Genomic DNA, 23,328 nt, shown 5'->3' with positions numbered 1-23,328 from the left:
AACATCAAATTTCTAGATAAATGATAGAAAAACCGCTAAAATGATGATGGCACCTTTTATACACAAAAAGGGGTGCCATTTCTTTCTTGATAGAAAAGGTGATGTGATGAGAAACAAGAAAAACAAAAAAGACGCGAAGGAAGGGCGCAAAACACTTCCGATTCGGCTGAATTTATTATTTTTAGCTGCGTTCATTATTTTTACCGGTGTTGTGGTCAGACTCGGTTTTGTGCAGATTGTGAATGGAGAAGATTATAAAAAGCAGGCAGAAAAACAAGAAGACGTGAATGTCAGCTCATCTGCTCCGCGCGGAAAAATTTATGATCGAAACTATAACACGATTGTCAGCAATAAAGCGCTAAATGCCATTACATATACGAGAACCTCGACGACTTCACAAGAAGAGCGGCTCAAAGTGGCAACAAAATTAGCAGATATGATTCACGTAAGTACAAAGAAAATCACAGATCGTGATAAAAAAGATTTCTGGATCTTAACCCATCCGAATGAAGCGAAAAAGCTTGTTCAAAAAGAAGCCGATTTAAAGGGTGACGAAAAGGTCTCTGATGATAAACTATACGAGCTCCAGCTGAAACGCATCACAGACAAGGAATTAAATCAACTGACGAAAAAAGATTTGCAAGTGCTTGCGATTAAAAGACAAATGGATGCAGGCTATGCACTTACGCCTCAATTTATTAAAAATGAAGATGTAAAACCAAGTGAAATTGCTTACGTCTCTGAGCATTTGGACGAGCTGCCAGGTGTAGATGTCACAACAGACTGGTCACGCAGCTATCCTTATAAAGGACTGCTCCGCAGTATGCTCGGCAGTGTGTCTTCAAGTGATGAAGGTCTTCCGTCGTCACTGCTTGAACATTATCTATCACTCGGCTACAGCCGAAATGATCGTGTAGGAAAAAGCTATCTTGAATATCAATATGAAGATGTCCTGCAAGGTCAAAAAGAAAAAGAACAAAGTACAACAGATAAAGAAGGCAATGTCACAAGCTCTAAAGTGTTAACAGAAGGAAAGAGCGGGAAAGACCTTGTGCTGACGATTGATATTCAGCTGCAAAAAGCGGTGGAAAAAATCATCGAAAAGAACTTGAAAAGTGCGAAGCAAAGAGGCGGCACAGAACTTCTTGATCGTGCGTTTGTTGTCATGATGGACCCGAGAAATGGGGAAGTGCTCTCGATTGCGGGTAAACAGATTACCAATAAGAATGGGACATACAAATTTGATGACTATGCACTAGGAACGATGACATCATCATATGCGATGGGATCAGCAGTAAAAGGAGCAACTGTGCTGACAGGTTATAAAACAGGCGTCCTTCATATTGGAAGCACCCAATACGATGAACCGCTCTATATCGCTCAGTCACCGCCGAAAAAATCCTATCAAAATATGGGACTCATTAATGATTTAACCGCACTAGAACGTTCATCAAACGTGTATATGTTTAAAACAGCGATTGCAATTGGGAAAGGGGAATATCGTAAGAATCAGCCGCTCCCAATTGATACAAAGGCGTTTGATACGTTCCGTTACAATTTTAGTAAATTTGGTCTTGGAGTGGAGACAGGTATTGACCTGCCAAACGAAGCAACTGGCTATCGTGGAACGTCTACACAATCCGGTCTTTTACTTGACTATGCGATTGGACAATATGACACGTTTACACCGCTGCAAATGGCGCAATACGTTTCTACGATTGCCAATGGCGGCTATCGGTTACGTCCTCAGCTCGTAAAAGAAGTGAGAGAGCCAGATCCGCAAAGAGGCATTGGGGCTGTAACGGAGTCCGTCAAGCCGGATGTACTGAATAAGCTCGATATGACAAGTGATGAGATCAAACGCGTACAGCAAGGATTCAAGCTTGTGATGCAGAACCCAAGAGGGACAGCATATTCGAACTTTGGCAACAAAAAATACAATCCAGCTGGCAAAACAGGGACCGCTCAATCATTCTATGACGGCCCGATTAAAAGCAAACGCGGCACACCAACGTATAACACAACACTTGTTGCGTATGCGCCTGCTGATAATCCAGAAGTAGCGATTTCAGTTGTCGTGCCTTGGGTGTATCAAGATTACAACCAGCGCTATCCGATTACAAATGATATTGGTGAACAAGTATTAGACAAGTACTTTGAACTGAAATCAAAACAGGAAAGCAATGATACACAAGCGAAGAACAAAAACAAAATTGAAAATGAAGCAGAAACAAATAACTAGACCTTTTCTAGGTAAAAACGCTCACTTTTTGTGGGCGTTTTTTTATATTTTCTTCAAACTTTTCGATATAAATTGACAAAAATCATAAAAAACCCCGCAATTTCTCTACAAATCTTCGACATTTACAAAACCTTAACATTCCATTTAAACGAAATTAATAAAGAACCTTTAATGTATTACTCGTAGGACAAATTATTCAGGGGGTATTCTTGAAATGAAAAAGAACAAATTATGGCTGCTTACTTTCCTTACTATCGCATTGTTAGCATTCGTCACAGCATGCGGAAACAGCAGCTCAAGCGGAGATTCAAAAGACAGTAAAGGAAATGCTTCAAACAAAGATGAGGCATCAGGTTCCATTACCATCTCAGGATCATCTGCGATGCAGCCTTTAGTTCTTGCGGCAGCAGAAAAATTCATGGATAAACATCCAAAAGCCGATATTCAAGTACAAGCCGGCGGTTCAGGAACAGGACTTTCTCAAGTATCAGAAGGATCTGTACAAATTGGGAACTCAGATGTATTCGCAGAAGAGAAAGACGGAATCGACGCAAAAGCTTTAAAAGACCACAAAGTAGCAGTTGTTGGAATGGCGGCAGCTGTTAACCCTGAAGTTGGTGTCAAAGACATCACAAAGGACGAATTGAAAAAAATCTTCACTGGTAAAATCAAAAACTGGAAAGAGCTTGGCGGGAAAGACCAAAAAATCACACTTGTGAACAGACCTGACTCATCAGGAACTCGTGCAACATTTGTGAAATATGCACTTGACGGCGCGACTCCTGCAGAAGGAATCACAGAGGATTCTTCAAACACAGTGAAAAAGTTGATTGCAGAAACACCAGGTGCGATTGGGTACCTAGCATTCTCTTATTTAACAGATGACAAAATTACACCGCTTAGCATTGATGGTGTGAAACCAGAAGAAAGCAATGTAGAAAGCGGTAAATATACAATTTGGGCATACGAGCACTCTTATACAAAAGGTGAGCCAGAAGGTTTAGCAAAACAATTTTTAGATTACTTGATGAGTGACGAAGTACAAAAAGAAATCGTTAAAGACCAAGGCTACATCTCAGTCTCTAATATGAAAGTAGAAAGAGACGCAACAGGCAAACAAACAGATAAGTAAAAGGTCTTGAATTGATGATGAAGGAAAAGTGGAGCTTTTCACTTTTCCTTTTATGACATTCATAGGAGTGTAGAAAAAGATGAAACAGATAGAACATACAGAAGCGAGCGATCGACTGATCAGCTCGAAAAAAAATAGGCAAATGGATGAAGTAAGAGGAAGTATTTTGGTGAAATTTTGCGCATTCTTAATGATTGCTGTATCAATTGCCATCACAATCTTCCTTGGCATTAAGGGTTTACAATCTTTCATCGTAAATGGTGTAAGCCCAATTGAGTTCTTAACCAGTATCAATTGGAACCCTACAGCGGAAAATCCGCAATACGGCGCATTTCCATTTATCTTTGGATCAATTGCTGTCACGCTTCTATCAGCACTCATAGCAGCACCGCTAGGCATCGCAGGAGCAATCTTCATGACAGAAATTGCACCTGCATGGGGACGGAAAATTCTCCAGCCAGTGATTGAACTGCTTGTAGGGATTCCATCCGTTGTTTACGGATTCATAGGTCTTACAGTATTGGTGCCGTTTATTGGACACTTTAAGTCAAGCGGTTCAGGGCACAGTGTTTTAGCAGGAACGATTGTCCTGTCTATTATGATTCTGCCAACTGTTACATCCATTGCAACTGATGCAATGGCTTCACTTCCAAAAAGTTTACGTGAGGGATCGTATGCATTAGGCGCAACAAGATGGCAAACGATCAGACGTGTTCTTGTACCGGCAGCGCTGCCGACATTAATGACAGCGGTCGTGCTTGGAATGGCAAGAGCATTTGGAGAAGCCCTTGCCGTTCAGATGGTCATTGGAAACACGCGTAATCTACCAGAGAGTATTATGGACACAGCTGGTACATTAACAACCATTATTACGTTAAACATGGGACATACAACGTATGGAAGTGTTGAAAACAATACACTTTGGTCAATGGGACTTGTCCTTCTAGTTGTATCATTTATGTTCATACTCATTATTAGATACTTGTCATCTAGGAGGAAGATTTAATGAATAGCAAAATGACCGATCGTTTTGCCACAATCGTTTTTGGATTATGTGCCGCCATTATTACGGCGATACTTGTTGGCTTGTTTTCTTATATCATCTTCAACGGTGCCAAAGAATTAAATTTTGACTTTTTGACTACCCGCTCAAGTGCGATTGGCTCTGGTGGCGGTATTAGGGATCAGCTGTTTAACTCGTTTTACATTCTATTTATTACGATGCTGTTTACCGTGCCTCTTGGCGTGGGCGGCGGGGTGTACATGGCAGAATATGCACCTCAAAACAAAGTGACTGATTTTATTCGTACATGTATTGAAGTGTTATCTTCTCTGCCATCGATCGTCATCGGTATGTTTGGTTTGCTGATGTTTGTTAATTTAACAGGATGGGGCTATACGATCATCGGAGGAGCCCTTGCGCTGACTGTCTTTAATCTGCCAGTGATGGTCAGGGTGACAGAAGATGCACTTCGATCTGTACCGAAGGATCAAAAGGAAGCATCGCTTGCGCTCGGTGTGACAAAGTGGCATACAGTAAAGACGGTTCTGATCCCAGGTGCGATTCCATCCATTATTACCGGAGCGATTTTAGCATCGGGAAGAGTTTTCGGTGAGGCGGCTGCTCTTCTTTTCACAGCAGGTCTTTCAACACCGCGTCTTGATTTTACAAACTGGAGTCCTTTCTCCGATACGTCACCACTAAATATTTTTAGACCGGCAGAAACATTAGCCGTTCATATATGGAACGTCAATACACAGGGGATTATTCCAGATGCAGAGGCCATTGCAAATGGTGCATCAGCCGTACTTGTGCTCTCTGTATTAGTATTCAACTTAGCAGCTAGATGGCTTGGTTCATTTATTCATAAGAAGCTTACGTCAAAATAAATAGTGAGAGGTGTGAAGGGGATATGGTTCAAATGCTAGCAGAAAAAAAAGAGATTGCAGCAAAAAAGGCTCCACTTCAAGCGGAACAGATTCTACAGGTGCAGGATTTAAGTATTTATTATGGTGAAAAAAGAGCAGTCAATCAAATTTCATTTGAAATTGAAAAAAATGCAATTACGGCATTAATCGGCCCATCAGGGTGCGGAAAATCGACTTTTTTACGCAGCATTAACCGCATGAACGACCTAATTCCAGGTGCACGAAGTGAAGGGGCGATCATGTACGAAGGGTTAAATATTTTGGATGACCGTATTAATGTGGTGAATTTAAGAAGAGAAATCGGGATGGTCTTCCAAAAGCCAAATCCATTTCCTAAATCCATCTACAACAACATTACGCATGCGCTAAAATATGCGGGTGAAAAAAGGAAATCAGTGCTTGATGATGCGGTAGAAGAAAGCTTAACAAAGGCAGCGCTATGGGATGAGGTCAAAGATCGCTTGCACCGCTCTGCCTTATCATTATCAGGAGGCCAGCAGCAGCGCCTCTGTATTGCACGTACCCTTGCGATGAAACCTAGCGTGCTTTTATTAGATGAACCGGCTTCTGCCTTAGACCCGATCTCAAATGCAAAAATTGAAGAACTATTATCGGAATTAAAACATGATTATTCGATTGTCATTGTCACACACAATATGCAGCAAGCGTTACGTGTATCTGATCATACAGCCTTTTTCCTGAACGGTGATCTAGTGGAATACGATGCGACTGAACGTATCTTTACACGTCCTGCGCAGCAAAAAACAGAAGACTATATTAATGGTCGATTCGGATAAGGCGGGTGGATTTTGATGAATGCAGTAGCAACTGAAACAGCCAAAAAAGAAGTGTTTCGTGTGAATGATATGAACCTTTGGTACGGACAGCATCACGCACTGAAGCATATTGATTTAGACATTAAAGAGCATGAGGTCACAGCGATTATCGGTCCGTCCGGCTGCGGAAAGTCAACATTTATAAAGACCTTAAATCTCATGGTCAAAACAGTGCCAGGTGTGAAAATCACCGGGGATATGATGTATAACGGTGACAATATGTTAAAAGGCCGTGTCGATCTAGTGGAACTGCGTAAAAACGTCGGGATGGTCTTTCAAAAAGGAAACCCATTCCCTCAATCTATCTTTGATAATGTCGTCTACGGGCCAAGAATTCACGGGGTGAAGAGCAAGCAGCAATTGAAAGAAATCGCTGAAAAAGCGCTTCGTGATGTTGCCCTTTGGGATGAAGTGAAAGATCGATTAAATGCGCCTGCATTAGGTCTTTCCGGCGGTCAGCAGCAGCGTCTTTGTATCGCAAGAGCCATTGCCACAAGCCCGGATATTCTATTAATGGATGAACCAACATCTGCGCTTGATCCTGTTTCAACATTAAAGATTGAAGAATTAATCATGAAACTGAAAGAGAAATATACGATTGCCATTGTGACGCATAATATGCAGCAAGCGGCAAGGGTATCAGACCGAACAGCGTTCTTTTTGATGGGCGAGCTTGTTGAGGTCAATGATACGAATGTGATGTTCTCAGAGCCAAATGATCAAAGAACAAATGATTATATATCAGGACGATTTGGATAATCAAAAACCCCCTGGAGGTCAATGCCGCCAGGGGGTTTTTGATGTTATTTTGTTAAGGCTTTGACGATTTGTTTGAATGTCATACCTGTTTTTAAATTGAATTTGCCGGCACGAATTTCTTTATGGTAGCCTGCGTCTATCACGTAATCATTAAAATCTTTAGACGAGTTGATGATTCCGTCCTTTTCAAGCATGTCTGAAACATCACTTGTGCTCATACCATTTTTAATCACGAATTTAACCGTTTTGCCTTTTGGCTTGTCCGTTGTTTGTTTATCGTTCTGAGAATCGCCGTCTTCATTTGCTTTCAGCGCTTTTTCTTTATAATCAAGAAGTTGTTGATATGTTTCACGGCTGACGGAGACTTCTTTTTTAGAGTCTAAGTAATTTTTCACGTCAGTGTCTGTCACTTTCGCTGCGAGGGTTTCTTTTGTTGTAGAATCAGCCGCCGCTTCATCTTTTCCAGTAAGGAAAAAGACGATCGCCAGAACACCAGTTGCAAGAATCATACCTGCTGCAAACGTTTGGATGCTTTTTTTCGTCATACAAGCACCCTCTCGTTGTCTTTAATGATCATGTTCACATCTTCTACAGATACATGCTCAGCGCGCGCAATCGCCTCAGGAGACATGCCATTTTGATGCTTTGAAATGATTTGTCTTGCAATAGATGGATCAATTTCTGAATGCCTGCGGACAACGATGTTTGTTTCAAGCAATTCTTCTTCAAGAACCTTCATTTTCTTTTTCAGTTTATAGATTTCTTGCATTGCAGATAGTTGAAGTGTTTCAAGTTCCTGTTCGACTTCTTTAATCGGCTCTCTTTGAAAATATGAGAATGCGATCAGTACAATACTGACAACAAGCAATCCGATAATTGCAATTTCCATGTTTCATCACCTTTTATTCATATTTTAATGCTGAAAGCCAAAAAAGGCTCTCATGATTGTTTCAGACAGTTTTCGACCCTTCTTTTTTATACCATAAAAAAGCTAGTTTCAAAAGGAATTGCTGAAAAAATCACCTTTTTTTCATCATTTTTCTTTTTATAGGGAAACCAAGTATGAAAACCTTGCCCGCTGTTAAAATAAAAGAAGACGGATCAGATGAAAAAAAGCTGTGGAACAAAGAGGGGGTTCTCATGTATACAGTACGACAAAGAACGTGTTTTTATAGGGGAGAAGGCGATTTTTCATCACATGACCAGACAATATGGATCAGGATGCAGGTGGAATGCATTGAAAAATGAAATTGGTGAAAAAACATTCTAGCATTACTCAGCTAGAAGTGGTATTATAGTTAGGTCTGAATGTGAATTGATTTTAGTTTGGAGGGAAAAACATGCGCGTAAATATTACTCTAGCTTGCACTGAATGCGGTGAGCGTAACTATATTACTAAAAAGAATAAGCGAAACAATCCAGATCGCGTTGAATTCAAAAAGTATTGCTCACGTGATAAAAAACAAACTTTACATCGTGAAACAAAGTAAGCAGCAGGGAATTTTCCTGCTGTTTTTTTATGATGGGAGATGAACCTGTATGAAAAAGGAGCTCCGCCTTCAAACATTGGCCATGCTTGATCAGATAAGCGCTGAAGAGTTCAATCGCTACGCCGCTCTAATTCATGAACACGTGCTACAGCTGTCAGAATGGAAACAGGCGAAAACGATTGCTTTGACTATGTCTAGGGGAAAAGAAATACCGACAATGCCTCTGATTGAAAAAGCGTGGGAAGAAGGAAAAACAGTTTGTATTCCCACCTGTTTTCCGAAAACAAAAGAGATGATGTTTTATGAATATACACCTGAAACAAAGATGACATCCAGCTACTTTGGGCTATTGGAGCCAGACCCTCTTGAGTCTACAGCTGTACATAAAGAAGCCATTGATTTGATCATTGTCCCTGGGGTGTGCTTCGATCAACGTGGTTACCGGATTGGGTTTGGTGGGGGCTATTATGATCGCTACTTAGCGGACTACCACGGCGTAACCATTGCCCTTTGTTTGTCTTTACAGCAGACGAGGCATATTCCGGCTGAAGCGCACGACATACCGGTGTCTATGATTGTCAGTGAAAAAGGTACGTTATATCAAAAGTGAAAGCCCGCTCATTGTCCAAAAACGGGCTTTTTGTGTTGAGATCGTTTCATTAGCTCATGGCATTTTAGCTAGTAGGAGTCATATATGAAAAAATTTCGAGGAAAGAAAAGATACTTCCGAAATTTTGTGGGAGGAAGTGAATACTTTTGACTTACAACTCGAACATGATTCATGGGTTTATTTTTGGCATACACACCTTGATTTTTTTGGAGTCGGAAAAATAAGAAGAGAGCATATCAAAGCGTTCAAAGATTTAATCGCCCTGCATCAATTTGACGTTTCTTATGATCAATCAGAGTGTGAAGAGTTCTATTATATTCAATCAAAAGAACAAGGGATTAGAGTGTGAAAGCAGATCGCATGTTAAGCGATAAAAATGACGGTTCATGCATAAACAAATCCTATTTAAGCCACGATACGAACATAGGAGGGAATATGATGAATAAAATGATTTGGAGCATTGTGTTCACACTGTTTGCATTCGTTCTTGTGCAAAATCGTTATCGGCTCATGAATTTGATCTTAGGTCAAAACCAAGTGCGTCACTTTTTTATTAAATGGCTGATGAAAATCCCATATTTTCGGACGAAATTTATTCGCCAAGCATTCTAATCCCGCAAAAGCCGGGATTTTTTTGTTGAGAAATGCGTATAAGAGTAATTCTTGCTATAATAATGTAAAAAATGGAGCGCGAATGAATGAATGTCATAGATAGTCTATTTTGGCGAGTGATTGATGAACTCAGACAAAAAGGATACGAGATGATTCAAAGTCCGTACCCAGAAGATGAAATCTTTTTTGAAGCACCACGAAACTCAGGATATGATCTCATCCGTCTCTATAGAAGAGATGTGAATTTTAGACAGGAGATCGTTCGAGATATGGAAGAGCAGGCCTTTCGGATGAATCAGTTGAGAGAAGCCATGCGTAAACGTTCTCTCCATCTCCTGCAGCTACAATTTACAGCTGATCATCCAGTAGATGATTGGGAAGACATAAACGGTCAACCGCAAAAACAACAAAAGGTGACGGTGACACCTGTTTTACTGAATGAAGAAACCCTTCAAAACGATGGACACGAGCTGCAAAAATGGCTGAATACATCACTCTCGATTGATGTAGAAGAGGCGAAGGCAGATACAGCCGAAGATGTAATGCAGCTTAAAATGAACGTGCTTCAGGCATTTCAAGATCAGGAAAAGCAACGTGAACGAGAACGGGCCGTTTTTCAAAATGGCAGACCGATTTTTACCTACTTGTTAATCGCAGTTCAAGTGGTGATGTTTCTTTTACTCGAATTATCTGGTGGAAGTACCAATACAGCCACTTTAACAGCATTTGGTGCGAAGAATAATGTGCTGATACTAGAGGGTGAATGGTGGCGTTTTGTGACACCTATGTTTTTACACATTGGTTTGACGCATTTACTCTTTAATACATTTGCTCTTTGGTCCGTTGGAGCAGCTGTTGAGAGAATTTATGGTTCAGGAAGATTTTTGCTGATTTATTTAGTTTCCGGCATCTTTGGCTCCATAGCGAGCTTTGTGTTTAATACAGCCATCGCAGCAGGAGCATCAGGTGCGATCTTTGGCTGTTTAGGCGCATTGTTATATTTAGCGATCTCTAACCGGAAGCTCTTCTTTCGTACGATGGGGACAAATATTATCGTGATTATCCTCATCAACTTAGGGATAGGTTTCACTGTATCAGGGATTGATAATGCAGGGCATCTTGGGGGGCTCGCTGGGGGATTTTTAGCCGCTTTAGCGGTCCGTCTTCCTAAACAGTTTCAGCCTGTCAAAATGCTTCTTGCTAGTCTTCTTCTCCTCCTTATTGGCGGCTTTGGATTGTATACAGGGTTTCATTCAGACGATCAAAAAGAAGCGGCGGCAACTAGCGAGGCAGCGAGTTTATTTGATGAAAAGAACTATAGCGAAGCAAGTCAGCGTCTAGAGGAATATGTAAAGCAAAAGGATGCCTCAGCTGAAGCACTTCATATATATGCGCTTTCCGAAGCGCAGCTTGGACATCTTGACAAGGCCATTGAGTATTTGCAAAAGTCGCTTGAAAAAGATCCAAATGAGCCGAATAAATTGTATCACTTATCGTTGTTGTATGTAGAAAAAGGCGAGACAGCGGAAGCAGACGACTTCATCGAAAAAGCATTAAAACAAGATCCGCAAAATGACCAATTTTTAAAGTTGAAACAATATATTGAAAACACTCAAACACGTTGAATGACTTGACTGAAAGCGTATTTATGAATACGCTTATCCTATCTGTGATTTAGAGAAATGGTGAAAATAATGAAAACGTTATATGATGTACAGCAGCTGCTCATGAGATTTGGAAATTACGTGTATTTCGGAGATCGTGAAGTGGAATTAGAATTTATGGCAGATGAATTGAAGGAAATGTACACATCGGGCATTATCGATCGAACTGAATGGTCAAACGCAATGACCATCCTTCAAATGGAACTAGCCAAATTAAATCGAAAAACAATGTGAAGGTGGAGGACATATGACAGGGGATTGGTTTGTAGGAGTTGATCTTGGCGGTACGACAATTAAGCTTGCGTTTATTAATCTTTATGGTGAAATTCAGCATAAGTGGGAGATTCCTACGGATAAATCTGGGCAGACAATTACAGTCGACATTGCCAAGTCAATTGACCATAAACTAGTTGAGATCAGCATGCCGAAATCAGCCCTAATTGGGATCGGTATGGGGGCACCTGGACCAGTGGATAAAGTATCCGGAATTGTCTATAAAACAACGAATCTGGGCTGGACAAACTATCCCTTGAAAGACCATTTAGAGGCAGAGACAGGACTTCCATCTGTCATCGAAAATGATGCGAACATTGCTGCACTCGGTGAAATGTGGAAGGGTGCAGGTGATGGCGCCAAAAACATCCTGATGGTTACACTGGGCACAGGGGTTGGCGGCGGTATTATTGTCAATGGAGAAGTGGTTCAAGGCGAAACAGGTGCTGGTGGAGAAATTGGTCATATTTGTGCCGTTCCATTTCAAGGAGCACCATGTAACTGCGGGAGAACAGGCTGTATTGAAACCATTGCGTCTGCCACAGGTATCGTCCGAATCGCAAAAGATACATTACAAACAAAGAGCCATACATCATCACTTGGCTCACTTACTTCGCTGTCTGCAAAGGATGTATTTGAGGCAGCAGAAAACGGAGACGAACTTGGGATGCATGTCGTAGATGAAGTAACAACCCATCTTGGTCTTGTCCTTGCGAATCTAGCCAGTGCCTTAAACCCAACAAAAATCGTCATTGGCGGCGGTGTATCTAAAGCGGGCGAGCTTCTTCGCAGTAAAGTAGAGCGTGTCGTCAAGCATCATGCCTTTCCTCCATGTGCTGAGGATGTTGAAGTGGTGATTGCCTCACTAGGAAACGATGCAGGCGTGATCGGCGGTGCATGGATGGCAAAAAACAAGTGGCTGTCTTGAACAAAAATGTCATAATGATGTCATTTTTATTAAAATCAGCGATAGATAGGCATGAAATTGAATGTTTAGCATATTCATAAGTTTGTCATGGGGAAAAAGACATTGATTTTCCATCATAGACAGGATAAGATATACTTTAGTTATTTTTGAAGAAGCACCAATAATTGGGGATGTCCCTAACCTGAGTGCGTTTTTAGCATAAGGAGGTTACAATGCGAAAGAAAAGATTAAAGGCGATTTCATTTTTACTGATTGCGACTTTGTTAATGTGGGTGAAAACCTATGTTATCTATAAATCTAGTTTTAATATCAAAATTGAAAATTTCATGCAGGAATTTATCCTGTTTATTAATCCGCTTAGCTTTCTCTTGTTTATCTTCGGTATCGGTTTATTCTTTAAAGAAAAAAATCGCAATCGATATATCATCGTGACGAGTTTTGTTCTGACATTTATTTTGTTAGCTAACATTGTATTTTATCGATTCTACAGTGATTTTCTAACCATCCCCGTCCTATTTCAAACAAACAATATGGGTGACCTCGGGTCAAGTATTACCTCTTTAATTGAACCAGTTGATTTTCTGATGTTTGTTGATATCATCATTTTAATTTGGCTCTATAAAAAACAGCCTTCCTTTAGAACAGATGTAACGATTTCACGTAAGGGACGTGCAGCTTATTATTTATTTGTGGCAGCCACTTTCTTTTTTAACCTTGGTTTGGCTGAAACAGAAAGACCAGAGCTGTTAACTCGTTCATTTGACCGTGAGATGCTAGTGAAAAACATCAGCTTATATAACTTCCATATTTATGATGGGGTTCTGCAATCGAAGCAATCCGCTCAGCGAGCACTTGCCGACAGCAATAGCTTAACTGAAATTGAAAACTATGTAAGCGCAAATCAAACAGACCGTAATGAAAAGACGTTTGGTCAAGCAAAAGGACGAAATGTCATTTTAGTATCGCTTGAGTCTACTCAGAGCTTTGTGATCAATGAAAAATTGAATGGGAAAGAGATCACGCCGTTCTTAAACAAATTGATCAAGAAAAGCTACAATTTCAGTAATTTCTATCATCAAACGGGTCAAGGGAAAACATCCGACTCCGAGTTTATTGTTGATAATTCACTCTATCCGCTTGGAAGAGGAGCTGTATTTTTCACAAATCCAAGCAACGAGTTCAAAGCCGCACCTGAGTTGTTAAAAGAGGAAGGTTATCATTCTTCTGTTATTCATGCGAATAACAAAAGTTTCTGGAACCGTGACCTGATCTATGACAGCTTTGGCTACGACAAATTTTTTGATATTAAATCATTCGATGTAAATGAAGAAAATTCAGTTGGCTGGGGACTAAAAGATGGTCCGTTTTTTGAGCAGTCAGTAGATTTAATGAAAACGATCCCGCAGCCGTTCTATACGAGATTGATTACATTAACGAACCATTTTCCATTTGACTTAGATGAAGAAGATAAGCTCATTGATGAATATGACTCAAAGAGCAAAACGTTGAACAAATACTTCCCTACAGTGCGTTATCAAGATGAGGCACTAAAGCTTTTCTTTAAAAAAATGAAAGAAGCAGGGTTATACGATAACTCCATTTTTGTGTTATATGGGGATCACTACGGGATTTCTGAAAACCATAACGAAGCAATGGGACAATTCTTAAACAAAGACATTACACCTTTTGAAGAAGTTCAGCTTCAAAAAGTACCATTTGTTGTACACATTCCTGGTATCACGGATAAACATCCAAAAGAGATTGATACAGTTGGCGGGCAAGTAGATATCCGTCCAACAGTCATGAACCTTCTAGGAATCGATACAAGCAAGCAAATTCAATTTGGTCATGACCTATTATCAAAAGATACAAATGACTTCACAGTGCTTCGAGATGGAAGTTTTATTACGAAGGACAGTGTTTTTACAGCTGGTGTGTGCTACAACAAAAAAACGGGTGAGCCGAGAGAAGATGAGTCTGTTTGTCAGTCTTATGAAGAAAAGGCAAAACAAGAGCTTCAATTCTCTGATCAAATTATCTATGGAGATCTCCTTAGATTTTATGACCGAAACAACTCGGACCATTCACCATCTAAAAAAGAAGATGACACTGAGCTAAAAAAGGCGTCTTAATTTAAAAGAAAACCTCTGCTATTTACATGCAGAGGTTTTCTTTTTTTACTTACTGATTCATATAGTGTAAGAGGAGGGATGTAAATGAAAAAGTCGTTTGGCACAATTGAATGGCATCTGGATGAGGCAAGGAAGGAGGATGTGGCAAAGCAGCTTGGTATAGGGAAAGAAGCTTTCCGTTTGTCCAATCAGTCAAATACGGAGCACCTCCTTTTACCGGGGTATAGACTTCCAGAAGGGACCCATTCTTTTCAATCGGTAGGTGATGTGCAAAGCTTCATTGCGCCTTACCGGCTCCAGCAATCAGATGATTGGATCAGCGGCACATTTGAATATGATAGCGCTCACTTAGAACGAGAGCTTCAATATTTGAAAGCTGTTTTTCCTTTTCTTCAGATGAGTGTGATTGGTCAATCAGTGCTTGATACGCCCATTTATGAAATCCGTACGGAGCCTGTACAACATTTACATTCCATACATGTTAATGCCTCTTTTCATGCAAATGAATGGATCACGACCTCTGTTTTATTAAAATGGCTTAAATCACTTTGTTTAGCGGCCTCAGACCCAGTGCAAGCAAGACATCATGAAGCGGTTCGTATATTGCAGACCACTGCTTTGTCTATTGTCCCGATGGTAAATCCAGACGGTGTTGATTTGGTTCGCAATGGTCCAGAATCTTTAGGGTTGTGCCGTGAGGAGTTCGCGCCGCTAAATGGTGGATTTTCCGATTATCGAGAATGGAAGGCGAATATTCGAGGAATTGATTTAAACAATCAATTTCCTGCTTATTGGGAAATCGAATATTATCGTAATAAGCCGAAGGCACCGTCTTATAGGGATTTCCCAGGGCATCAGCCGTTAACAGAACCAGAAGCGAAAGCAATGGCACATCTCGCCTTACGAAAACGCTTTGACCGGCTGATTGCCCTTCATACACAAGGAGAAGAGATATACTGGGGTTTTCTTGGCCACGAACCGGCCATTTCAAAAGAGACGGTCGGACGGTTAGAACGGGTGAGCGGTTACAAAGCGATTCAATATCTTGATAGCTATGCAGGTTATCGTGATTGGTTTATTTATCAATGTAAAAGTGAGGGATATACGGTGGAACTTGGGCGAGGAAAGAACCCGCTTTCTATGAGTCAATTTGATTCGATCTATGAAAAAACAAAGCGGTTATTGTGGGAAGCATGTAAGTATTAAAAGCACCTAATCGGTGCTTTCAGCGTGTAGACAAACCCTCGCATTCTTTGTTAGTCCTGCGTGCCGGTGCTCACGAATGTGAAATTCACTCCGCGTCAGTACTCGTCCTTCCTAGGGCTGCAAAGGTTTTCTATCACGCTGAAAAGAAGACAAAGGGCTAAAATCAAGTTCATTTTCGCCCTTTGTCAACAATCATTTAATACGTTCAAACCAATCAATTTCTTATGGTCAATAAAAACCGTGCTGATGTGATTGACGAGAGCATTCCTGTAAGCTATTGTGAAAGAGTGGATGTAAAAAAAAGGATATGAATTAGGGAGATGTCGATGATTGAATGCTCAAAGCCTGTGGAAACGGAATTTTACTTATCTATTTGTTTCTAAAATGTGTAAAATTACTGCTGATAGTTTATCTTTTAACACCATTTTGTGGCTTTTAGTGCTAGGGGGAAAAGGAGCAATTGGAACAGCATTTTTTATTGCCGTTAGTTTTGTCCCTCAAGCCATTATTGGGCCGTTTATTACCCCAATGATGAAGCCGCATCAATTGAAATTTTGGATGTGCTTTGCTGATTTAACTCGGGCGGCGATTATACTTGTGATTGTGGTCAGTTACTTTTATGATTTTTCTCCTTTGGCACTCATCATTGGCGGTATGTTGCTGCATTCAGCGACTGGTGGTTCCTATGAACCAGCTTCGGTGTCCATTATTCCAAAGCTTGTGCATGAAGATGTGATACAAAAGGCGAATGCAACCATTCAATCAGCCAGTCATGTGGTCAGGCTTGTGACTGTGACGATTTGTGGTGTCATGATTGCATTTGTAGGGGTAGGATATACAATGCTTGTGATTATTCCTCTTTACCTCATGTCCGCTTTGCTGGTTTTGCTGATTACATATAAAACGGAAGCGATCATGGATAAAGGAAAAAAAGGATTATCATACGGAAAACGATTAATAAGAGGATTTTCACTTGTGAAAAGTCATCATATTTTGTTTCCATTAGCCATTTTTTGTGTCTGCTCCAATTTTGCTGCGGCACCGTGGGAGGCATTGTCGGTTATTTATTTAACAGAAGATTTACATAGTGGACCAGTAGTATATTCATTCATCAAAGTGACCACGGCATTAGGTGCATTTTTGATGGGATTCGTTTTAACAAAGGTGAAAGTGAATCGATACGGTCTGTTGTTTATCGGGGCAGGGATCGTTGATGGAATTGCATTTTTCATTACAGGGATGAATGCTTTATTACCACTTGTGTTTATATCTGCATTTGCCTTAGGTGCAGCCATCAGTGCAGTCAATGTGCCTGAACATACGATGATTCAATTGTCAGTAAAAGCGGAGGATCAGCCACAAGTGTATGCGATTATTAACATGATCTCGTATTTAATGATACCGTTAGGCGCTCTCATTGGTGGTTATATGGCGACGTTATTCGGTTCAGGTTATGTCATTGCAGCAGGAGGACTGATAGAGGCTATTTCAGGTATATGCTTACTCCTTTTCACAAAGATAGGGAAGGTAGAGAGAGCAGATTTGACGATAGAACGGGACAAACCAAGCTTAAACGCCACATGATCATGGCATTTTTGAATCACGATGGGTTACAATGAGAACGAGAAAGAAATAGGATGTCATTGAAAGGAGCAAGAACCATGGCAATAGCAGATGTCACCATCATTCCAATAGGCACTGAGACACCAAGCGTGAGTGCATATGTAGCAGACGTACAAAGATTGTTAGAGGGCTTTCAACAAGAAGGGAAAATCAAATATCAGCTCACACCAATGAATACATTAATTGAAGGGGAGCTATCCGTTTTATTTGAGGTCATTCAGCGTATTCATGAAGCTCCGTTTGAAAAGGGTTTACACCGAGTAGCAACCAATATCCGCATAGATGACAGAAGAGATCAAACGACCACCCTTTCAAGCAAATTAGAAAGCGTGAATAAACATTTGAATCAATAGAAAAAGCCTGCTAATTGCAGGCTTTTAATGTGCAGTTGGATAACCGCTATAGATGATGGTCATGACGGTAAACCATCCAAAAACCAAAAATGTGGCGCCAGCGAAAGCAATGGCCAGTACGTTCACTTTTTTGAGTGAGCGATAGATGCCGAGAGCGGCTAAAATCGTGACTAGACCAAAAATAATGACGAGCATCATATGAAAGTCCCCCTTTGTCATCAATCCCCTTGATTTCCTTTCTTTTCATTTTAACCGTTTTCATAAAGCTTGTCGAGTACATTCAAGTTGACGATTGTTTGAATTTTTATTGAATAGCCTTCATAATAAAAAAGAATGAAAAAAGTAGTAGGTGATGAAAATGAATTGGAGAAGAATGCCGCTAGGCTATGTGCAAGCGAACGCATATATTTGGAAAAATGAACAGGGAGAATGTTTAATTTTTGATCCAGGCGGCGAAGCGCAAAAGCTAATTTCTTATGTGAAAGAAAAACAGCTGAAACCACTTGCTGTCTTATTGACACATGCCCATTTTGATCATATTGGTGCAGCAGATGAGGTGCGTCAAGAATGGGGAATTCCGCTTTATGTCCATGAAAAGGAAAAAGAATGGCTGACAAATGCTCAGTTAAACGGTTCAGCTCGACTAATTGGTAACGGAATTACGGTCAAAGAAGCTGAACAATTGATTACGTCAGAAGGACCTCTTCAAATTGGATCGTTTACATTAGAAATGTTCCACACACCAGGTCATTCACCTGGCAGTGTGTCTTACTATTCAGCGGAAGAGGGATTTGTCATTTCTGGTGATACTTTATTCCAAGGCGGTATCGGGAGAACTGATTTAACGGGCGGTAATCAAGACGTGCTGCTTCAATCGATACATGACAAATTGTTGTCATTGCCCGAATCAACTCTTGTGTTAAGTGGACATGGCGAGGAAACAACTGTGCTTACAGAACAGGAGCAAAATCCGTTTATCAATGGGTTTTCTTTATAATAGCACGCACGAAAAAAGCATCTCTTTCAAAGGAGATGCTTTTTTCTATTAATGTCCGGTACCGGGAACCATGATGAAAATCGAATAATATGTAAATCCGGCAAAGAAAATCGTCAAGTACGCTCCGAAAATGTAAATATACATTCTTTCGGATAAATTCAAGTAGGATAAAAATACAAAAAGAACGGTTTGACCGAAGAACAGCAAGGATGCATCTTTCATATGTCCTAAATAGAACATGACAGCAAAAATACCCGTCCAAAACCCAAGAACGCGGAACATGCGATTCATTTCTTTCCCTCCCCTTAAAAAACCCCTTTGGTTCATATTATAGCTGATGATCACTTGTTATGTAAACATTTACATTTTTGACAACGTGTGAACATTCGTTCTTTCGTTAGAAAAAATTTTTTTGAAAAAGTGATGAAAAAGTGTTTATGCCTAAATGCATGAGGGTACTTAGTCCATAAGAGAAAAGGTTAACGACCTAAGGAGGAAGACTAATGAGTGACATTACTTTTTATTCATACCCAAGCTGCACGTCTTGCCGCAAAACAAAACATTGGTTAAAGGCGAATCAAATTGATTTTAAAGAGCGTCACCTTTTCAGAGAAACGCCAACACTAGACGAATTGAAAAAAATCCTTTCCTTAACAACAGAAGGAATGGATGAAATTTTAGCTACTCGAAGCCAAGCTTTTAAAAGCTTAAATTTAAATATTAATGATCTAAAAGTAAATGAGGTACTTCAGCTTCTCATTGAAAAACCAAAGCTGCTCCGGAGACCTATTATCATTGATGGAAATAAATTAGTGGTCGGCTATAATCCAGGGGAACTCATGAAAATTTCAAAAAAGAAAGCGATTCATCAATCGGTTTCCTAATCAAAAACGAAGATCAGCTGAATGATGTTTCAGCCGTCTTCGTTTTTGTGCTGAACTGGGCTAGCTGGGTTCGAACCAACGATCACGGAGTCAAAGTCCATTGCCTTACCACTTGGCTATAGCCCAATATGAAACGTGTAATGCTATTGTTCACCATCTGCGGTCATTTATACATAAAAAGTTGGTTGTCACTAGTTGTAAGTGAAAAAGGAGCGAACGACAGAAATGAAAAATGAAAAATCTGAGCAATTATATGAATTTATTCTTAAAGAAGCCCCTGTCATGACCGAAGAATGGCTGAAAACAAGAACAGAAGAAGGCTCATTATATTCCAAACATGCTTCAGAGGAGACAGAAAAGAAGCTGAAAGAACAAAACACAGCATTTATCCAAACCATTGCAGCAACGTTAGTCACGCTATCAGATAAAGTAGAAGATCATCTAAAAAAGTGGTCAGTTGATATTGCCCGCGATCGAGCTGTTCATGAAGTACCTTTATATGAAATCATCGGACAATTTAAGGTGTTCCGCCACATTTTTTGTTCCAGAATTGAGACCTTTACACAACAAACGGAGCTTGAAGTGACACTCAAAGATGTGTGCGATTGGAATCAGCATTTTCACGCCACATTTGATGACATGATTGCGCGTTTATCAGAAGAGTATGACCGCGTGACAATCAATCAGCTTAATGCACAAAGAGAAATGATTCAAGAGCTTAGTGCGCCTGTTATTCCAGTTTCAAAAGAGATCGGTATTTTGCCGCTGATTGGTGAAATTGATACGTACAGGGCGAAAATCATTTTGGAATCAGTACTAGAACAGGCATCTAGACTGCGTCTAACCCATTTATTTATTGATATATCTGGCGTTCCCGTTGTTGATACGATGGTTGCATATCAGCTGTTTAAAGTGGTTGATAGTGCGAAGTTGCTAGGAATTGAGACGATTATATCAGGCATTCGACCAGAAATCGCTCAAACTGTAGTGAAACTCGGCATTGATTTCTCAAAAGTAAATACTGAACACAGCCTTGCAAAAGCTTTAGAAAAAAGAGGCTTTCGTATCTTTGAAGAGCAGCAGCAAGAAGCAACGTGAACCAAAAAATGTTACTAGTAAAAGTAACGGGTCCGTTGACAAGGAGAAACAATATAATGAGCATATGAATGAGATGACCAATTCGCATACAGATTTGGTCTCTTTTTTTATCCATAAATCAGACACGAAAGGATATTCTTTATCTTCAAATCAGTAATCTATTAAGGAGGATTAAATTTGGAGACACCTCCTTGTAACCGATCATCCATAATGAAAGAACCAAATGAAATGATCATCAAAAAAGAGGTGCCAATAGCACTTCTTTTTTATTTTCTCCTCTGAACAGAACCCGTTGTTGTAAAAGTCAAATTTTTTGATATGTCCTTCTGTTATTTATAGATGACATACACCTCAAATTGAATATTTTCACACCTTTTCAGTCATGAAAATCATGAAATGCGTTTTTGTCAGGCACGTTCCGCCATCATACAATATGGTCACTGAAAGGAGTGAACCACTTGTATGGTATTGAATATTTGGGGCAAGAGCTGCTAGAAGAGGCGTGCCGCATGAGAGCATCTGATGTGCATATTGTTCCGAGAGAAAAGGAAGCTTCAGTCTCTTTTCGTGTAGACGCTGACCTCATTCAGCAGCGGATCATTGACAAAAAGAGCGGAGAGCGGCTCATTGCTCATTTCAAATTTTTATCTTCTATGGATATTGGTGAAAGAAGGAGACCACAAAATGGATCATTGGCTGTGATGTTAAGACGCGGTCAAGTGTTTGTTCGGCTCTCTACACTACCAACTGTCAATGATGAAAGTCTAGTGATTCGGATTTTACCGCAGGATCATGTGCCGAAAACAAAGTATTTGTCACTGTTCCCGAAGGCTTCAGCGAGATTATTATCGTTTCTGAATCATTCGCATGGGCTCATTTTATTTACAGGACCAACAAATTCAGGGAAAACGACAACACTTTATTCATTGATTCAGTTTGCCAAAAAACATTTTAATCGGAATATTATTACCCTTGAAGATCCTGTGGAAACAAGAAATGAAGAAGTGCTGCAGGTTCAAGTAAATGAAAAAGCTGGTATCACGTATGCGGCAGGTTTACGCGCTATTTTAAGACATGATCCAGATATGATTGTGCTTGGAGAAATAAGAGATGCGGAAACAGCCAGAACAGCTATTAGAGCAGCTTTGACAGGTCATTTAGTCATGAGCACATTGCACGCAAAGAATGCAAAAGGAGCTCTTTATCGAATGCTCGAATTTGGTGTGACGATGAATGAACTCGAACAAACAATGGTTGCTATTGCTGCTCAGCGGTTAATCGAACTCGCATGTCCATTTTGCGGCGAAACGTGTGAGCTTTATTGCAAACTAAATCGGCCAGTCAGACGAACAAATGTATTTGAATTGCTTTACGGAAAGGAGCTTGGTGAGTGTATCAACGAGGCAAAAGGAGAATACGCTCATTCGTCATACGAAACACTGCAAAGGTTAATTCGGAAAGGAGTGGCACTCGGCTATTTATCAAAAAGCACATATCATCGCTGGGTTTATGAAGAAGCGAACCTCTAAAGCCTGGTCTAAAAAAGAACAAGCTGAATTCTTATCGAAACTGGCTCAATTGATTCAAGCTGGATATACATTGGTTGAGGCATTAACAATGGTGAATATTCAGTTATCAAAAAAACAGCAACAGCGATTAACGCCAGGCATTCAGTGGCTGCTTGAAGGAGAGCCTTTTTACGTTGTGCTTGAGCGACTTCATTTTCAGCGGGAAGCCGTCGCTATTCTTTGTTTTTCAGAGAAACATGGCAGCCTAGCGCGAGCTCTTGAACAAAGCGCCCGTTTTCTAGAGAAAAAAATCATGCAGGTAGACACATTCAAGCGTATGTTGCGATATCCGATTTTTCTTATGTTTACGGTTTTTGTTGTACTCATCATTGTTCAGCAAATGATCGTCCCTCAATTTTCTTTATTATATTCATCTATGAATACAAGCATGACATGGCTGATTCAAGGGATGTTTGGCCTCTTCCAATTCCTACACGCTTTGTTGCTTATGATCGGTTGTATATGTATCTGTCTTTTTGGATATTATGAGCTCTTTTTTAAGAAAAAATCGACCCTTGAGAAACTGAAAGTCATCAGCAGGCTGCCGGTGGTATTTAAAGGGGTGCAGCTGATGCATACGTATCTTTTTTCCCTTCAGCTAAGCGGACTTCTTCAAGCTGGGTTATCGATTTACGAAAGTTTGCAAGCTTTTAAACAGCAGACCTATTTACCCTTCCTTCAAGAAATGTCTGAACAAATGATAGGGGAGTTAAGAAAAGGTGAGAGTATGGAACATCAAATAAGCCGGTCTCCTTTTTTCGAAAGGCATTTTGCGGCTGTCATTAAGCATGGGGAAGCAAGTGGGATGCTAGCAAGAGAGATGTACACATATAGTCAATTTCTTTTAGAGAATGCAGAATTGAAAATTGAAAAATGGGTTTCATGGCTGCAGCCTGTCATCTATGGCTTAACAGCATTTCTTATACTCATTGTGTATTTATCTATTCTTTTACCAATGTATCAACTAATGGAACAAGTGTGAAAAGGAGGAC

Annotated in this window: 25 protein-coding genes, 1 tRNA gene and 1 pseudogene; 22 read left to right on the top strand and 5 right to left on the bottom strand. The window is 40.2% G+C overall.

Annotation, left to right across the window (positions count from 1 at the left end):
• The first annotated feature begins 106 nt into the window (after positions 1-106).
• The 6 genes from NSQ70_RS11430 to pstB (NSQ70_RS11405) all read left to right on the top strand — a co-directional run bounded on the left by NSQ70_RS11430 (position 107) and on the right by pstB (NSQ70_RS11405) (position 6,898).
• A complete protein-coding gene (locus NSQ70_RS11430; RefSeq protein ID WP_035702956.1) occupies positions 107-2,242 on the top strand; it encodes a penicillin-binding protein 2 in 2,136 nt (711 codons plus the stop codon).
• Positions 2,243-2,456: 214 nt separating this feature from the next.
• Entirely contained in the window at positions 2,457-3,374 is a 918-nt protein-coding gene (locus NSQ70_RS11425) for a phosphate ABC transporter substrate-binding protein (protein ID WP_017367609.1), read from the top strand.
• A 79-nt stretch (positions 3,375-3,453) separates the two neighbouring features.
• Complete coding sequence (gene pstC / locus NSQ70_RS11420) at positions 3,454-4,380, top strand: phosphate ABC transporter permease subunit PstC (protein ID WP_017357999.1); 927 nt, start codon at positions 3,454-3,456, stop codon at positions 4,378-4,380.
• Positions 4,380-5,264: a phosphate ABC transporter permease PstA gene (pstA, locus tag NSQ70_RS11415; protein ID WP_007501259.1), complete on the top strand. Its 885-nt coding sequence runs from the start codon at positions 4,380-4,382 to the stop codon at positions 5,262-5,264. Before pstC ends, pstA begins: the two co-directional genes overlap by 1 nt.
• Before the next feature lie 32 nt (positions 5,265-5,296).
• Positions 5,297-6,100, top strand: a complete 804-nt coding sequence (gene pstB, locus NSQ70_RS11410; protein WP_008342339.1) for a phosphate ABC transporter ATP-binding protein PstB — start codon at positions 5,297-5,299, stop codon at positions 6,098-6,100.
• 15 nt (positions 6,101-6,115) lie between these two features.
• Entirely contained in the window at positions 6,116-6,898 is a 783-nt protein-coding gene (pstB, locus tag NSQ70_RS11405) for a phosphate ABC transporter ATP-binding protein PstB (protein ID WP_327861775.1), read from the top strand.
• 44 nt (positions 6,899-6,942) lie between these two features.
• Here pstB (NSQ70_RS11405) and NSQ70_RS11400 read toward each other — a convergent pair whose 3' ends face one another.
• A complete protein-coding gene (locus NSQ70_RS11400) occupies positions 6,943-7,443 on the bottom strand; it encodes an endolytic transglycosylase MltG (protein ID WP_008342335.1) in 501 nt (166 codons plus the stop codon).
• Positions 7,440-7,787 carry a hypothetical protein gene (locus tag NSQ70_RS11395; RefSeq protein ID WP_144462707.1) on the bottom strand — a complete coding sequence of 116 codons (348 nt, stop codon included), beginning with the start codon at positions 7,785-7,787 and terminating at the stop codon, positions 7,440-7,442. Before NSQ70_RS11395 ends, NSQ70_RS11400 begins: the two co-directional genes overlap by 4 nt.
• Before the next feature lie 451 nt (positions 7,788-8,238).
• Between NSQ70_RS11395 and rpmG the strand changes: the two genes are divergently transcribed.
• From rpmG to NSQ70_RS11340, 11 genes and pseudogenes are all read left to right on the top strand, one after another.
• On the top strand, positions 8,239-8,388 hold the full coding sequence (gene rpmG, locus NSQ70_RS11390) for a 50S ribosomal protein L33 (protein WP_008360061.1): 150 nt from the start codon (positions 8,239-8,241) through the stop codon (positions 8,386-8,388).
• A gap of 49 nt (positions 8,389-8,437) precedes the next feature.
• A complete protein-coding gene (locus NSQ70_RS11385) occupies positions 8,438-8,998 on the top strand; it encodes a 5-formyltetrahydrofolate cyclo-ligase (RefSeq protein WP_327861776.1) in 561 nt (186 codons plus the stop codon).
• An 84-nt stretch (positions 8,999-9,082) separates the two neighbouring features.
• Positions 9,083-9,347 (top strand): annotated as a pseudogene (locus NSQ70_RS11380) (hypothetical protein).
• 89 nt (positions 9,348-9,436) lie between these two features.
• Positions 9,437-9,610, top strand: a complete 174-nt coding sequence (locus NSQ70_RS11375) for a hypothetical protein (protein ID WP_017367602.1) — start codon at positions 9,437-9,439, stop codon at positions 9,608-9,610.
• An 86-nt stretch (positions 9,611-9,696) separates the two neighbouring features.
• Positions 9,697-11,235 (top strand): rhomboid family intramembrane serine protease, encoded by a 1,539-nt coding sequence (locus NSQ70_RS11370; protein ID WP_045034375.1) that lies wholly within the window; start codon positions 9,697-9,699, stop codon positions 11,233-11,235.
• Between the two features lie 69 nt (positions 11,236-11,304).
• Positions 11,305-11,508, top strand: coding sequence for a YqgQ family protein (locus NSQ70_RS11365; protein ID WP_008342322.1), 204 nt, complete (start codon positions 11,305-11,307; stop codon positions 11,506-11,508).
• A 13-nt stretch (positions 11,509-11,521) separates the two neighbouring features.
• Positions 11,522-12,475 (top strand): ROK family glucokinase, encoded by a 954-nt coding sequence (locus NSQ70_RS11360; protein WP_008342319.1) that lies wholly within the window; start codon positions 11,522-11,524, stop codon positions 12,473-12,475.
• A 212-nt stretch (positions 12,476-12,687) separates the two neighbouring features.
• Entirely contained in the window at positions 12,688-14,607 is a 1,920-nt protein-coding gene (locus NSQ70_RS11355; protein ID WP_268430308.1) for an LTA synthase family protein, read from the top strand.
• 84 nt (positions 14,608-14,691) lie between these two features.
• Complete coding sequence (locus NSQ70_RS11350; RefSeq protein ID WP_327861778.1) at positions 14,692-15,813, top strand: M14 family metallocarboxypeptidase; 1,122 nt, start codon at positions 14,692-14,694, stop codon at positions 15,811-15,813.
• A gap of 330 nt (positions 15,814-16,143) precedes the next feature.
• Positions 16,144-17,397: an MFS transporter gene (locus NSQ70_RS11345; RefSeq protein ID WP_048001385.1), complete on the top strand. Its 1,254-nt coding sequence runs from the start codon at positions 16,144-16,146 to the stop codon at positions 17,395-17,397.
• Between the two features lie 77 nt (positions 17,398-17,474).
• Positions 17,475-17,789 carry an MTH1187 family thiamine-binding protein gene (locus tag NSQ70_RS11340; protein WP_017367597.1) on the top strand — a complete coding sequence of 105 codons (315 nt, stop codon included), beginning with the start codon at positions 17,475-17,477 and terminating at the stop codon, positions 17,787-17,789.
• 24 nt (positions 17,790-17,813) lie between these two features.
• Here NSQ70_RS11340 and NSQ70_RS11335 read toward each other — a convergent pair whose 3' ends face one another.
• On the bottom strand, positions 17,814-17,987 hold the full coding sequence (locus tag NSQ70_RS11335; RefSeq protein ID WP_003217333.1) for a DUF2759 domain-containing protein: 174 nt from the start codon (positions 17,985-17,987) through the stop codon (positions 17,814-17,816).
• Between the two features lie 160 nt (positions 17,988-18,147).
• Between NSQ70_RS11335 and NSQ70_RS11330 the strand changes: the two genes are divergently transcribed.
• Entirely contained in the window at positions 18,148-18,786 is a 639-nt protein-coding gene (locus NSQ70_RS11330) for an MBL fold metallo-hydrolase (RefSeq protein WP_017357989.1), read from the top strand.
• 48 nt (positions 18,787-18,834) lie between these two features.
• Here NSQ70_RS11330 and NSQ70_RS11325 read toward each other — a convergent pair whose 3' ends face one another.
• On the bottom strand, positions 18,835-19,077 hold the full coding sequence (locus tag NSQ70_RS11325; protein WP_003217440.1) for a DUF2626 domain-containing protein: 243 nt from the start codon (positions 19,075-19,077) through the stop codon (positions 18,835-18,837).
• A 212-nt stretch (positions 19,078-19,289) separates the two neighbouring features.
• Between NSQ70_RS11325 and NSQ70_RS11320 the strand changes: the two genes are divergently transcribed.
• On the top strand, positions 19,290-19,670 hold the full coding sequence (locus tag NSQ70_RS11320) for a Spx/MgsR family RNA polymerase-binding regulatory protein (RefSeq protein ID WP_007501232.1): 381 nt from the start codon (positions 19,290-19,292) through the stop codon (positions 19,668-19,670).
• Between the two features lie 55 nt (positions 19,671-19,725).
• On the opposite strand, the gene NSQ70_RS11315 is transcribed toward NSQ70_RS11320, so the two are convergent.
• A tRNA-Gln gene (locus tag NSQ70_RS11315) sits at positions 19,726-19,796 on the bottom strand.
• A gap of 99 nt (positions 19,797-19,895) precedes the next feature.
• On the opposite strand from NSQ70_RS11315, the gene NSQ70_RS11310 reads away from it, so the two are divergent.
• The 3 genes from NSQ70_RS11310 (at position 19,896) to comGB (ending at position 23,318) form a co-directional block, all read left to right on the top strand.
• Complete coding sequence (locus NSQ70_RS11310) at positions 19,896-20,768, top strand: STAS domain-containing protein (protein WP_035390819.1); 873 nt, start codon at positions 19,896-19,898, stop codon at positions 20,766-20,768.
• Positions 20,769-21,226: 458 nt separating this feature from the next.
• Positions 21,227-22,297, top strand: a complete 1,071-nt coding sequence (gene comGA / locus NSQ70_RS11305; protein WP_327871870.1) for a competence type IV pilus ATPase ComGA — start codon at positions 21,227-21,229, stop codon at positions 22,295-22,297.
• On the top strand, positions 22,278-23,318 hold the full coding sequence (gene comGB / locus NSQ70_RS11300) for a competence type IV pilus assembly protein ComGB (RefSeq protein WP_041506954.1): 1,041 nt from the start codon (positions 22,278-22,280) through the stop codon (positions 23,316-23,318). The genes comGA and comGB overlap by 20 nt, the downstream gene beginning before the upstream one ends.
• Positions 23,319-23,328 lie beyond the last annotated feature (10 nt).

This window comes from Bacillus sp. FSL R5-0397, from assembly GCF_038593395.1.
In the GTDB taxonomy this organism is placed as follows: Bacteria; Bacillota; Bacilli; order Bacillales; family Bacillaceae; genus Bacillus; species Bacillus altitudinis.
This window is presented reverse-complemented; position numbering and strand designations above follow the sequence as displayed.